Origin of the sequence: Thiolinea disciformis DSM 14473 (assembly GCF_000371925.1) — a bacterium.
Taxonomy (GTDB): domain Bacteria; phylum Pseudomonadota; class Gammaproteobacteria; order Thiotrichales; family Thiotrichaceae; genus Thiolinea; species Thiolinea disciformis.
On sequence record NZ_AQVE01000012.1, the window covers coordinates 1 to 13088 of the forward strand.

The following is a 13088-nucleotide window of genomic DNA, read 5'->3' on the forward strand; positions in this document are numbered from 1 at the left end:
ACCTTGAAGCAACTCTTGGAACGGTTGACACCTTTCAAACTGGCATTGTATTGCACGGATGATTGGGGCGCTTATGAGCGTTTATTGCCTGAAGATAAGCATTTAATCACTAAGCGCTACACACAAAGCATTGAACGGCAAAACCTGAATTTGAGGATTTGGATTAAACGTCTAGCACGCAAGACGATCTGTTTTTCTAAGTCTATCGAGATTCATGACAAAGTCATTGGAACCTGTATCGAAAGACGCTTCTTCAACTCCTTTAAATCATGACCCAAAAAGGATACCTATGAAACATCTATGGAGCAGGGTTCTTTTAATAACCCTCATTAGTATTGCTACGCCTACTTTAAAAGCTGAGGATTTTGGAAAAGGTGGATTCCTCCAACCCATCACTGTTGAGCAAGCCGAGGCAGAAATTAAAAAAGCGTTGAAAGAGCAAATTGAAATCCGCGCTTATGTCCCTGACAGCACCGTGACTACGGCCACGATGGAAAGCTCTAACGCGCAAGGCGCACCTAGACCCGTCGCGCGCCCTGTGCTTAAGGCGAGAGGCGCTTCTAAAACCAATGTGCAGGTTGAAGGTGTGGATGAGGCGGATAAAGTTAAAAACGATGGACGTTATCTTTATTCATTGAATAGCGATACGGGAACGCCGTCCCTACGCATTCATGACACCTTATTTAATAACAAAGAATTTAATAACAAAGACTTAAAGCAAATTGCACAATTAAATTTAGATCAACGACTGGATTATCAAGGCATGTATTTAGTGCCTGCGCTTAAGCAAATCGTGATTATTGCGAACGGTTGGGAAAATTATTTTGGCAATAACAACTACTCACCCTCCACCCATGTTCTCAGGGTTAATATTACCCAGCCAACCAAACCAGTTATTGCTCAACATCTCATATTACAGGGTAATACCCAGACCACCCGACGCATTAATAATCGTTTATATCTAGTGCTAAATACCTATTTTAATGATTTGCCCTCTACTTATGCAGCAATCCCTAGCAAAACACCATTGACCGAACAGCAAAAACAAGTTGAGAAAAATAAAGTTATGCAAAAGATTGATCAATGGTCATTACAGCGAGTATTGCCACAGTACAAACTCAAAGGCGCAACCACTAGCAGTTCATATGTGAAGCAGCTTTATAAAGCAAATAGCGCTACTAATACACCTCAGCCACCAGTACATTGGTATAGCCTAAGCAGTTTAATCACGCTTAATTTAGCGCTAGATCAGCCTAATTTGGATAGTCAAACCTATTTTGGTTCAGCAAATAATTTCTATTTTTCCAATAAAGCGGCCTATTTAGCGGAAGATTATTTAGGTAGCGCTGTTGTATCTGAATCGCTTTATCCTAATTACATCAGCACTACCTTGATTCATAAGTTTGGCTTCCAAGGAAATAATACTAACTACCGAGGCACAGGGATGGTGAATGGAACATTAGGTTGGAATGAATTAAGTTCTTTTCAAATGGACGAAGATATAACAGGCAATCTGCGCGTCGTGACTTATAACAGTGCCAACCAAGCTAAGCACGCTAGTGTTGATCCAGTGTTGGCCTCACCGGTGATTGTGACCGCCTTAAAAGAAAATCCTAGCACTAAACAGTTAATCACTTTGTCACGTCTACCCAATAAACAACAACCCAAAGCCTTAGGCAAGGTAGGGGAACGCCTTTATGGCGCACGCTTGATTAATAACTACGCTTATTTTGTCACCTTCCGCAATACCGACCCTTTATATGTAGTGGATATGACTGATCCGAGCCGCTTAGCGTTACGGGGCGAATTGACGATTCCGGGCTTTTCCGATTATCTCCATCCGATTACAGATACTTTATTATTGGGAGTTGGCAAGGACGCGGATGCCCAAGCAGGCGGTCAAGTCAAAGGCTTTAAACTCTCGCTATTTGATGTCAGCAATCCGCGTCAACCCAAAGAAGTGACTAATCTTATTTTAGGGGAATCTGGCTCGAATAGCCCCGCCAATTACAACCATCATGCACTGACTTCCTTGCCATTGGATAATCGCCTAACACGCGTCGCCTTACCGATCACGGTCGTAGAAAAAGGACAAGGCATAACAGGCTTGCATAAGTTTGAAGTGGATGCAGCACGCAAACAATTAAAGCAAGTGGGTGCTTTTATACCCGCAGGTGAATTCCATTGGGGCGGCTGGAATGATCGCAGTATGATGATTGGTGAGCGCTTATACTATTACCACGAAGGGCAATTTGCGGAGACGCGTTGGCACACCAACTAACTCCATGTCAACACTACCGAGAACTGCTAGTTCGGTAGTTCTCTCCTTACATCAAACCATCAAACTGCCGCGCCTCATCCCGCAAAGGCTTGCTATTAATGGTATGAATCAAATCTAAAATCTCGCGCTTAACGCGGCGATAATGAGATGAACTAGCCGCTGGGTAATGATAGTGGGCGCGTGCATATTGGTAATCCCATTGTACCACGGATAATCCTTTGAAACGCGCAGGGCGATGCTCATAAAGCCTAGCGAAACGTGTGCCCGGAATAGCCTTGAAACGTGCGGGACGAATCCGATCTAATTCATTCAAATGCTCCAACAAAAATGATTTTGTTGCTTGCAAATCTGCTTCCGTTTCCCCTGGATAACCGAGCATCATTGAACAGCGCACACTCAACCCTGCTTGAAAGGCATCGCGTACAAATTGGCTATTACGCTCACGTTCTGTGCCTTTGCCCATGCGTTTAATCAGGCGTTGGCTACCACTTTCTAAACCAAAACTGATGCGTGTTAAACCGGCTGTCTTAGCATGTTTTAGACTTATTAAATCCAAACCATTTTCACCTTGACCATCCACATGCACCGTCGCAATCCAACGCCCTTCCGGCACACACCTTTGAAAGTTTTCAATCAAGGCATACCAAAGCGCTAAGTTCGAATTAAGCTTTAAATCCAGAAAAATAAAATCACGACTTTGATAACGTTCCGATTGGACTTTTAACTCCTCCAGAACCTTTTCTACTGGACGCGAACGGAAGCTGCGCCCATTGGAAGTAGTGACATCGCTGCAAAAGGTACAAACATTCCACGCACAACCACGACCTGTCATAATTGGAATAATCCGATGCGGATAAGCATCCCATGGAAAATCGGAGAAGTCAGGCAAGGGAAGTTGTGATAAATCACTTAAAGGCTCAGCTACCTTGGTTTGCCAATGCGCGGTATAAACGCCTTCAAACCGCTTCAAATCTTGTTTGGCGATTAATGTATTAGCCAAATCCACAATCACCGCATCCGCTTCGCCCGCAAAAATTGCACTAATGCCCGTCAGATTAACCCATGCTTGCAAGGTTTCTGGCTGGCTAAAGGCAGGTCCACCTAATAACACTGGAATACCTTGCCCAGCCGCTAACTCACCTAACGCTTTCACCGCCGGATAATGATTCAGATAAGCCGATAACAAAATCAGATTAGGTTTATGTTGGCTTAAATACTCGCTTACTGCAGTTAAAGTCGGCTGATGTGGTCGAGTTTGCCAAGTTTGATAAAGTTTACGCAAAGGTTCATGTAACAGTTGCATAACCGGATGGGTAGAAAAATTAATATGTCGTTTGAAATGTTCGACCTTAGTTTCCGGTATTTCATGCGTCGCGGCGGGTGCGCCTATTAACAGCGGGGATAAAACATCAACGTGAAATCCGGCTGTCCGCAAGGGAGCAACCAGATAAGCAATGGCTAAGGTGGGATAACGTGCAAAATTGTTCAGATCAACAATCAGCACATTCCCCATCATTTAGCCAACACTGGCCGAAGCGCTTTGACCGAGCATAGCGGGCGTTACTAAGGTAATACCCTTGTCGGTAACACGGAAACGTTTGGCATCCTCCACAGGATCTTCGCCGATCACTGTGCCTGGTGGCAAATGACAACCCCGATCAATCACCGCCCGTTTAATACGACAATGCCGCCCCACTTCGACTTCAGGCAAGAGCACAGAATCCTCTACTAAGCTATAAGAATGGAGTTTGACGTTCGAGAACAGCAGTGAATTAATTGCCGTCGCGCCCGAAATGACACAACCTGCCGAGACAATGGAATCCAATGCTTTACCTTCGCGATCTGCATCACGGAATACAAACTTTGCTGACGGTAATTGACGATGATGGGTCAAAATCGGCCAGTTATTGTCATACAAATTCAGTTCAGGTTGCACGGATACCAGCTCCATATTAGCTTCCCAGAACGCATCGATCGTACCTACATCACGCCAATAAGGTTGTTTACCACTCTTATCGCGGAAGGGGAAGGCATACAAGTTATGGCTATTTAATAGCTTAGGAATAATATCTTTACCAAAATCATGACTAGAATTTGGATCAGCGGCATCTTTTTGCAGTTGATCGAATAAAAACTCAGTATTGAAAACATAATTGCCCATCGACGCTAAAGTGCGTGTGGTCGAGCCGGGCATCGGTTTGGGTTCTTTCGGCTTTTCATCAAAGCTCTTAATTCGATAATTCTCGTCAATATTAATAACCCCAAAGCCTTTAGCATCTTCCAAGGAAACTTCCACGCAGGAAACTGTCATATCCGCACCTTTGGCAACATGTGCGGCAAGCATTTCACCATAGTCCATCTTATAAATATGATCGCCGGATAAAACCAAGACGTATTTGGGGCGCAACGTTTCGACGATGTCTAAATTCTGGAAAATGGCGTCTGCTGTACCTTCATACCAATTTTCAGAGGTACGCTGAGAGGCTGGCAACACCTCAACAAACTCGCCCAATTCACTACGGAATGACCCCCAACCATGCATTAAATGCCGAATTAAGGAGTGCGCCTTATATTGGGTCAGAACCCCAATACGTCGAATCCCTGAGTTCACGCAGTTAGATAAAGGGAAATCAATAATGCGGAACTTCCCGCCAAAATAAACTGCTGGTTTTGCGCGGCGATCGGTTAATTCATACAAACGCGAACCCCGTCCCCCTGCTAATACGAGGGCTAAAGTATCGCGAGTCAGGCGACTCACATAACGCGAACTGTCTGTGCTCATACGTTTTTCTCTCCTATGGTTTCTTTCCATTGTAGCCCGTTCATCCCTTATTAAAAGCGTTTTGAGAGAGAAAAATGCGTTATTTTCGACATAAATCATCGCAAGCGCTTATGACACAAAAACCTATCCATTTTTAGCGATTTTGTTATAAGAGTATGGCTTAATAGCCTATTTTCCTGCTCAAATGCCTGAGCTGCTTTTTAGCTTCTGGAGCTTAGCCATGAAATACTGCCCACAATGCCAACATCCCTTGGAACAACGTTATATCGGCGAACTAGAGCGCACGGCTTGCTCATCACCAAGCTGTAATTTTGTTCACTGGGATAATCCAACACCGGTAGTGGCGGCTATAGTGCAACAGGGCGATAACTTCATTTTAGGACGTAATGCCCTGTGGCCTGCTGGGTTATTTTCTATGATCACGGGCTTTTTGGAAAAAAATGAAGCCCCCGAACAAGCGATCCGGCGCGAAACTTTGGAAGAAATCGGTTTAACGGTAGAAGAAGTCCATTTTCTAGGGCATCACATCCTACCGCAACGCAATCAATTGATTATTGCTTACTTAGTAAAGACAAGCGGCGAAGTTAGATTGAGTGATGAAATTGTGGAGGTGAAATACTTATCGCGAGACGCGTTAAGCGCTTATGATTTTGGACGCTTTAAATTAGTAGCACAGATTGCACGACAGGCTTTGGCTCTATCCTCATCTGCCTCCACTTTGTCCTAAACTGTTACAGCTTAGGGTATTAGCAGGAAAGGCAGAATAGCATTGATTAAGTAGTAACCTGATTGGCAAAGTAAGTACTGGTTAATCGCTTCCCTATCATTTATCCAAGACAACAGGTTTTAGCTTATGCGACATATGGGTAGCTTCGATTACATTATTGCGGGTGCTGGCGCAGCAGGTTGCGTACTTGCCAATCGTCTATCTGTAAATCCCAATATCAAGGTATTGCTACTTGAAGCAGGAAATGACGAGCGCTGGATCTGGACTAAAATCCCCGTCGGCTATTTGTATTGCATTAATAATCCACGCACTGATTGGTGTTATAAAACGCAGCCTGAAGCGGGTTTAAACGGGCGTTCGATTATTTATGCACGCGGCAAAGGATTAGGAGGCAGTACTCTAATTAATGCCATGCTGTATTTACGTGGACAAGCGCGTGATTATAACGAATGGGCAGAGCTGACAGGGGATTCAAATTGGAACTGGCAGCATGTACTACCCACTTTTAAAGCAGTCGAGGATTATTGGCGCGGTTCAAACGAGTTTCACGGAGAGGGTGGCGAATGGCGCGTTGAGAAACAGCGTTTGTCGTGGGATATTCTTGATCGTTTCGCTGAAGCTGCGATTCAAGCAGGCATTCCCGCTAACGCTGATTTTAATCGTGGCGATAATTTAGGAGTGAGCCAATTCGAAGTCAATCAGAAACGTGGCACCCGTTGGAGTTCGGTGCGAGGTTTTCTGAACCCCATCCGTAATCGTCAAAATCTACACATTATCACTGGTGCCCTAACCGATAAATTAATTATCGAAGGGCGCAAAGTCACTGGTATTCAATTTCAACGCAACGGCGAAACCTGCCAAGCGCAAAGCCACATGGAAACGATTTTAGCGGCGGGTTCTATTGGCTCACCCGCCATCTTACAACGCTCAGGTATTGGTGATGCTAAGTGGTTACAAGAAAAAGGTATTCCGGTGGTTTTGGACAAGCCTGCGGTGGGTGCAAACCTGCAGGATCATTTACAACTACGCAGCATCTTCAAAGTACACGGCATCAAAACCCTGAATCAAAGCGCCAATAGTTTATGGGGCAAAGCGCTGATGGGATTGGAATATGTCCTATTTCGCACCGGTCCGCTTACGATGGCTCCTAGTCAATTAGGCTTATTCGCTTATTCGGATGAAACAGTGGAAACCCCAGACTTGGAGTACCACGTGCAGCCCTTGTCGCTAGATAAATTTGGTGACCCTTTGCATGATTTTTCTGCGTTTACCGCTAGTGTGTGCGATTTACGTCCACAATCACGCGGTTGGGTAAAAATTGCTGATGCCGATCCAAACGTTTCCCCCTTGATTGCGCCGTGTTATTTAAGCCATGAAGCTGATCAGCTAAAAGCAACCAAAGCGATTCGCTTAACACGAAAAATTGCATCGCAAGCTGCGCTTACTCCCTATCAACCAACAGAGTATTTGCCGGGCTTGCATTATCAAACCGATGCAGAATTGGTTACCGCAGCGGGCAATATTGGTACAACTATTTTCCATCCCGTCGGCACTTGCAAGATGGGCAAAGCCGAGGACAAAGATGCGGTAGTGGATAGCCGCCTACGCCTTATTGATATGGAAGGGATACGCATAGTCGACGCTTCGATTATGCCAACGATCACTTCCGGCAATACCAGCTCGCCCACGATTATGATTGCCACACGCGGAGCAGAAATGATATTACAAGATCGACGCGCTTAAGCGGTGGCTACTGAACCCGCTAAAATTTTTCTCTCAGCTCATTGAGATTATAAAATGAGCCATCTAAATATTTAGCGATAGAGATACTGATCTCACACGAATCCTTAATGCGGGTATTGGGGTCTGTCGCGAAATTCATGGTTTTAATCTTCACCATGTATTTATCACCCATCGCCGCAGAAATCCCTGCGGATAAGGAATCTTCCAATTCTTTAATCGACTTATTTTTTAATGATAGTTGATCAAGCGGCTTCATAAATCCCTCTCATTAAAAATTTTATTATGGCTAGAGTTTAGGGCATAGCGATTTAACGACTGAATAATGGCCACTTTTGTTAGAAAGCAGCCATAAAAAACCAATTTAAACTATTAAACGCTCATTACGCGCCAAAATCCACGCACGCGGATGAGCGGTGAAGCCAATATGCCCGTAATAATCTTGTGCAGCCGGTGCCGCTAACAAGATCAAACTGCATTTCTCACCCAATTGTGCTTGCGTTAAAATCTGCAATTGAACGCCAATACCGCGCCTTTGATAATCGCGATCCACTGCTAAATCGGATAAATAACACGCATAACTAAAATCTGTCAGCGAACGCGCTACACCCACTAACTTATCACCGTCCCACGCACTAATCATTAAGGGGCTATTGGCAACCATCCCCTCCATGCAAGCACGATCATCGACAGGGCGACGCTCTGCCAAGCTAGAGCGCTTTAAAACATCAATAAATTGATCGACAGAAATGGGTTTGTTTATTTGATATTCAATTGGCATAGCGCCTCACTGAGTTAAGCGGTTATTTGAATGCAGAGAGCTTTTTTAAATCCATCGATTTAGCATAAGCCATAATGTCATCGGCTACGGCTTTCGAACCTTCAATAGTCACCAGAAAGCGATTATCGACGGGCATGGTAATATTATCAGGCTTCACAATCGCTTGTTGCCCATTAATCATCTGCATCTTACCCCCATCAGCCATAGCGCCCCCAAAGGCTGGATTCAGCATCATGCCCATAAAACCTTGCAACATCGGCGAATCGGTTACGATAGTGATACTAATGTTGTTATCCTTTTTAGTATACCGCCGACTTACCGTTAAGCCGCCTCCAAACATAGCAGCGCCTACACTCGCCGATTCAGCTTTTTCGGCCTCCCAACCACTTAAGGGTTCGGGTAGCAAGGTTGCAAGCTTTTCGCCACGTTGTTGGCGCAACAATTGTGATGCCATTTCTAGTCGTGCCAACGCTTCTTGCGGCTTACCCTCTTTATAAAGCGCAGTCGCTTTTTCCAAAGCATCCAAGGTATCGTCTGCGTATGCTGTGGTGATCATACTCAACGAGCCAATCAACACCCATAAGGTGGACTTTTTAAGCAACATAATCAATCCCTCGCTTTTATGATAGTGCCTCGCTCTTTGAGCATAGCACAAACCTAAAAAGCCAAAAGCGACTGCGCTATAATCGATCACGTAGCGAATAATAAAGCATGGCAGTAACCAATAAAGGCCACCGCAACCACGTCCCACCGGGAAAGAGCGGTTTGGGTAAAGCTTCAAAAATACTAAAGCGTGAATCCTGTCCTTGAATAGACTCAGCGATTAATTTACCTGCCAAGGTAGCCAATGCAATACCATGACCCGAATAGCCACTGACAGAAAAAATATTCGGCCTTAAACGCGAAAAATTAGGCAGCCGACTCATAGTAATGGCTAACGTTCCGCCCCATGCATAATCTAAATTTACTTTATTGAGTTGCGGGAAAACTTGTAATAAACGCGGGCGAACTAAGGCACGAATATCGGTCGGAAAGCGAAAACTATAACTCTCACCGCCACCAAACAATAAGCGTTGGTCGGCACTGATCCGAAAATAGTTCACCACAAAGCGTGTATCTGCCACGGCTTGACGCTCGGGAATTAAGGCTTGAATTTGGGCTGAAGACAGCGATTCCGTTGCTACAATATAGTTATTAATAGGCATTACCCGCGCAGCAATGCTCGGCTCAAGCTGATCTAAATAACCATTACAAGCTAATACTAAAAATTTACAGTTAAGCTCGCCACGCTCGGTTTTAACCACAACCGGCTGATTAGCGCTATAGGATAATACAGGTGAGTTTTCATAAAACTGTACGCCCGCTTGTTGTGCCGCTTGCGCTAAACCTAAGGCGTATTTCAAAGGATGTAAATGGGCTGCGCCGTGATTTAATAAACCACCGTAATAAGTCGGTGATTTCAATTTAGTGTGTAAGTCGGCTCGACTCAACGGTTCTAGCTTGTCATAGTTATAATCGCGCTGCATTTTCTCAGCATAAGCATGAAGTTCGGCAAGGTATCTTTTACGATGACAGGCGTAAATAATGCCTGCTTGTAAATCACATTCAATTTGATGCTGTTGAATGAGCGCTTGACATAACTCGATCGCCTCGATACTTAAATCCCATAAAGCGCGTGCGTGCGTTAAGCCAAATTGCTTTTCGAGCTGCCACTGATTTTTATTAAGACCGCTACCGAGCTGACCACCATTACGTCCCGAGGCTCCCCAGCCGACACGATGTGCTTCGAGGACCACCACCTTGAAGCCTGCTTGTGCTAAATGCAGGGCTGCCGAAAGCCCCGTGTAGCCCGCACCCACAATGCCAATGTCCGCGTGGCACTCACCCGCAAGTGGCGGAAAAGGGCTAAGCAATGGTGTGGTAGCTGTGTAATAAGACTGCGCAGGATAATGCCCGCGCAAGTCATTATGAAATAGAAAACTCCCTCGCATGGAAATTTACTAATCTAGGTAACCCAATGTTGCTGCTTTTTGATAGGTATCGTCTAGCGTTTTCTGCGCTTTGTTAATTAATTCATCAACTTCGCGATAACTAATGGTTAAAGGTGGCGAAATAATCATCGTATCGCCTACATGACGCATCACTAAGCCATTGGCAAAACTATTTTCTCGCCCAATTAGCCCTACTGTGCCACGTTCTACCTTAAATGGTTCACGTTGTGCCTTATTTGGGCTTAATTCTAAGCCACCAATCAAACCCACCATCCGCGCCTGCCCTACCAAAGGATGCTCGGCTAATTTTAGCCAGCGCTCTTGCATATAAGGGCCAATATCGTTCTTGACACGCGTCACTAATTGCTCACGCTCTAAAATATCCAGCACGCTTAAAGCGGCTGCACAAGCGGCTGGATGTGCTGAATAGGTATAGCCGTGGTAGAATTCACCGTGATTCGCAATTACATCAAACACACGATCACTGATTAAGACCGCACCCATTGGCAAATAACCGGAGGTCAAGCCCTTCGCCAGCGGCATCAAATCCGGTTTAATACCGTAATATTGAGAGGCAAACCATTCACCAGTACGTCCGAACCCTGTGATCACTTCGTCTGCAATCAAGAGAATCTGGTATTTGTCGCAAATACGTTGAATCTCAGACCAATAAGAAGCCGGTGGAATCACAACTCCCCCCGCACCTTGAATAGGCTCACCAATAAAGGCAGCTACTTTCTCTACCCCTAATTCAAGAATCTTAGTTTCTAGTTCACGCGCACGCGCCAAGCCAAATTCATTCGGATCTTGCGTACCGCCTTCGCCGTACCAGTAGGGCTGATTAATGTGCACAATATTAGGAATCGGTAAACCACCCTGCCCATGCATCGCCCCCATCCCGCCTAAACTGGCACCTGCCATCGTGGAGCCATGGTAAGCATTTTTACGCGAAATAATCACTTGCTTATCGGGTTGGCCTTGGCTTGCCCAATAATGGCGCACCATCCGCACGACCGTATCATTAGCATCCGAACCGGAGCCCGTGAAAAACACATGATTCATCTGCTGGGGCGCTAAGCGGGCTAGGCGTTCGGCTAATATTGCCGCCGGTGGATGGGTCGTTTGAAAAAACGCATTATAATAAGGTAGTTCGCGCATTTGTGCGGCCACCGCATCCACAATTTCATCGCGCCCATAACCGACACCCACGCACCACAATCCAGCCATGCCATCGAGGATTTTATGACCCGCCTCATCGTAAATATAAACACCCTCAGCGCGTGTAATAACCCGAGAGCCTTTTTGATTAAGCTGGGCTGTATCGGTGAAAGGGTGAACATGGTGCGCAGCATCTTGCGCTTGATAAACGGTGGTCATACGGTCTCCTCTCTTATACCGTCAATAATAAGTGCTCGCGCTCCCAAGGGCTGACCACTTGCATATACTCTTCGAACTCGCAGGCTTTCAGGGCTTTATAAATACTGGAGAATTGACGGCCTAATACTTCCTGTAATTCATCACTTTCGTCAAACGCCACGACCGCTTCTTGCAAACCACGCGGTAAACCATAATTGGCCTGATGTGCATTGCCTTTAAATTCTTTATCGGGGTTAATCTTGCGTGTCATACCGAGATAACCGGTGGCTAAACTCGCTGCAATCGCTAAATACGGGTTGGTATCCATGCCCGCAATACGATTTTCAACGCGACGCGCTTCTGGCCCACTACGTGGCACACGCAAACCAGCCGAACGATTATCAATCGACCATTCCAAATTAATGGGTGCTGCATCACCAGGCATCAGGCGGCGGAAAGAATTGACATAAGGCGCCATAATGCAAGTAGCAGCGCCTAAATAAGCTTGCTGTCCCCCAATGAAGTGATAAAACAAATCACTGGGCTTGCCTTTTTCATCACTAAATAAGTTTACCCCTGTTTTTGCGTCGACCACGCTTTGGTGAATATGCATGGCACTGCCGGGCTGATTTTCCATCGGCTTCGCCATAAAGGTTGCATAGCAATCATGCCGCATCGCAGCCTCACGAATTAAGCGCTTAAACACAAAAACCTGATCGGCCAATGCTAAAGGATCGCCGTGCATTAAATTGATTTCGAGTTGTGCAGGACCACCTTCTTGAATAATGGTATTAATATCCAAGCCCTGTGCTTCAGCGAATTTGTAGATATCCTCAATAATCGGTTCGTATTCGTCCAAAGCCATCATTGAGAACGCTTGCCGCCCCACACTTTGACGCCCGGAACGACCATAAGGAGGTTTTAGCGGAATATCAGAGTCGGTATTGCGTTCGGTTAAATAAAACTCCAACTCAGGCGCAACAATGGCTTTCCAACCCTTTTGTGCATAAAGATCAATCATGCGCCGCAATACATTACGCGGTGCACACTGAACCGCATCACCATGTTGATAAACCAAATCATGAATCACCATCAAACTTGGATGGCGTGCCCACGGCAGAGAACGAACGGTTGATAAATCAGGCACTAAACGAATATCAATTTCGGTGGAATAATCATCTGACTCATAATCGAAATATTTACCCGTAATGGTTTGGAAAAAAATACTGAAGGGCAAAAAAGTCGATTGCATTTCACCAAAGCGATACGCAGGCATTACTTTACCACGAGCCACTCCGTGGATATCCGCCACGACGCATTCGACTTCATCGATTTGATATTCTTTAATTAATTGCTTGAGTGCAACCTGAGTCGGCTCTTTGAGCGATAGGCTAGTTGCTGCTTGTGTCATAACGATTACTTCTGCAAGG

The 13088-nt window shown here is 45.4% G+C and carries 12 protein-coding genes; 4 read left to right on the forward strand and 8 right to left on the reverse strand.

Translation table 11 applies throughout. The features are described 5' to 3' along the window. Both A3IE_RS0110470 and A3IE_RS22500 read left to right on the forward strand, forming a co-directional pair. Positions 1-273, forward strand: a 273-nt coding sequence (locus tag A3IE_RS0110470; protein WP_020394719.1) for an IS1 family transposase, incomplete at its 5' end; no start/stop codon positions are given. 16 nt (positions 274-289) lie between these two features. Next, positions 290-2281, forward strand: a complete 1992-nt coding sequence (locus A3IE_RS22500; RefSeq protein ID WP_020395575.1) for a beta-propeller domain-containing protein — start codon at positions 290-292, stop codon at positions 2279-2281. 46 nt (positions 2282-2327) lie between these two features. On the opposite strand, the gene A3IE_RS0110480 is transcribed toward A3IE_RS22500, so the two are convergent. Then, positions 2328-3797 (reverse strand): B12-binding domain-containing radical SAM protein, encoded by a 1470-nt coding sequence (locus A3IE_RS0110480; protein ID WP_020395576.1) that lies wholly within the window; start codon positions 3795-3797, stop codon positions 2328-2330. Next, positions 3798-5063, reverse strand: coding sequence for a glucose-1-phosphate adenylyltransferase (gene glgC / locus A3IE_RS0110485; RefSeq protein WP_020395577.1), 1266 nt, complete (start codon positions 5061-5063; stop codon positions 3798-3800). 220 nt (positions 5064-5283) lie between these two features. Here glgC and A3IE_RS0110490 point away from each other — a divergent pair, with 220 nt between their 5' ends. Then, complete coding sequence (locus tag A3IE_RS0110490; protein ID WP_033406928.1) at positions 5284-5790, forward strand: NUDIX domain-containing protein; 507 nt, start codon at positions 5284-5286, stop codon at positions 5788-5790. A gap of 126 nt (positions 5791-5916) precedes the next feature. Next, positions 5917-7533, forward strand: coding sequence for a GMC family oxidoreductase (locus A3IE_RS0110495; RefSeq protein ID WP_020395579.1), 1617 nt, complete (start codon positions 5917-5919; stop codon positions 7531-7533). A 19-nt stretch (positions 7534-7552) separates the two neighbouring features. Here the strand turns inward: A3IE_RS0110495 and A3IE_RS0110500 are convergent, their stop codons facing one another. From A3IE_RS0110500 to A3IE_RS0110525, 6 genes are all read right to left on the reverse strand, one after another. Further along, positions 7553-7789 (reverse strand): hypothetical protein, encoded by a 237-nt coding sequence (locus tag A3IE_RS0110500; RefSeq protein WP_020395580.1) that lies wholly within the window; start codon positions 7787-7789, stop codon positions 7553-7555. A gap of 105 nt (positions 7790-7894) precedes the next feature. Further along, on the reverse strand, positions 7895-8311 hold the full coding sequence (locus A3IE_RS0110505) for a GNAT family N-acetyltransferase (RefSeq protein WP_020395581.1): 417 nt from the start codon (positions 8309-8311) through the stop codon (positions 7895-7897). A gap of 22 nt (positions 8312-8333) precedes the next feature. Beyond that, entirely contained in the window at positions 8334-8915 is a 582-nt protein-coding gene (locus tag A3IE_RS0110510) for a hypothetical protein (RefSeq protein WP_020395582.1), read from the reverse strand. Between the two features lie 76 nt (positions 8916-8991). Next, complete coding sequence (locus A3IE_RS0110515; protein ID WP_020395583.1) at positions 8992-10302, reverse strand: NAD(P)/FAD-dependent oxidoreductase; 1311 nt, start codon at positions 10300-10302, stop codon at positions 8992-8994. Between the two features lie 9 nt (positions 10303-10311). Continuing rightward, entirely contained in the window at positions 10312-11679 is a 1368-nt protein-coding gene (locus A3IE_RS0110520; RefSeq protein ID WP_020395584.1) for an aspartate aminotransferase family protein, read from the reverse strand. Between the two features lie 13 nt (positions 11680-11692). Further along, on the reverse strand, positions 11693-13069 hold the full coding sequence (locus tag A3IE_RS0110525) for a glutamine synthetase family protein (protein ID WP_020395585.1): 1377 nt from the start codon (positions 13067-13069) through the stop codon (positions 11693-11695). Positions 13070-13088: the final 19 nt, after the last annotated feature.

Bases quoted from the DNA above. Each gene is read 5' to 3' on its own strand.
- A3IE_RS22500 (WP_020395575.1), top strand. From the start codon at position 290: ATGAAACATCTATGGAGCAGGGTTCTTTTAATAACCCTCATTAGTATT.
- A3IE_RS0110480 (WP_020395576.1), bottom strand. From the start codon at position 3,797: ATGATGGGGAATGTGCTGATTGTTGATCTGAACAATTTTGCACGTTAT.
- glgC (WP_020395577.1), bottom strand. From the start codon at position 5,063: ATGAGCACAGACAGTTCGCGTTATGTGAGTCGCCTGACTCGCGATACT.
- A3IE_RS0110490 (WP_033406928.1), top strand. From the start codon at position 5,284: ATGAAATACTGCCCACAATGCCAACATCCCTTGGAACAACGTTATATC.
- A3IE_RS0110495 (WP_020395579.1), top strand. From the start codon at position 5,917: ATGCGACATATGGGTAGCTTCGATTACATTATTGCGGGTGCTGGCGCA.
- A3IE_RS0110500 (WP_020395580.1), bottom strand. From the start codon at position 7,789: ATGAAGCCGCTTGATCAACTATCATTAAAAAATAAGTCGATTAAAGAA.
- A3IE_RS0110505 (WP_020395581.1), bottom strand. From the start codon at position 8,311: ATGCCAATTGAATATCAAATAAACAAACCCATTTCTGTCGATCAATTT.
- A3IE_RS0110510 (WP_020395582.1), bottom strand. From the start codon at position 8,915: ATGTTGCTTAAAAAGTCCACCTTATGGGTGTTGATTGGCTCGTTGAGT.
- A3IE_RS0110515 (WP_020395583.1), bottom strand. From the start codon at position 10,302: ATGCGAGGGAGTTTTCTATTTCATAATGACTTGCGCGGGCATTATCCT.
- A3IE_RS0110520 (WP_020395584.1), bottom strand. From the start codon at position 11,679: ATGACCACCGTTTATCAAGCGCAAGATGCTGCGCACCATGTTCACCCT.
- A3IE_RS0110525 (WP_020395585.1), bottom strand. From the start codon at position 13,069: ATGACACAAGCAGCAACTAGCCTATCGCTCAAAGAGCCGACTCAGGTT.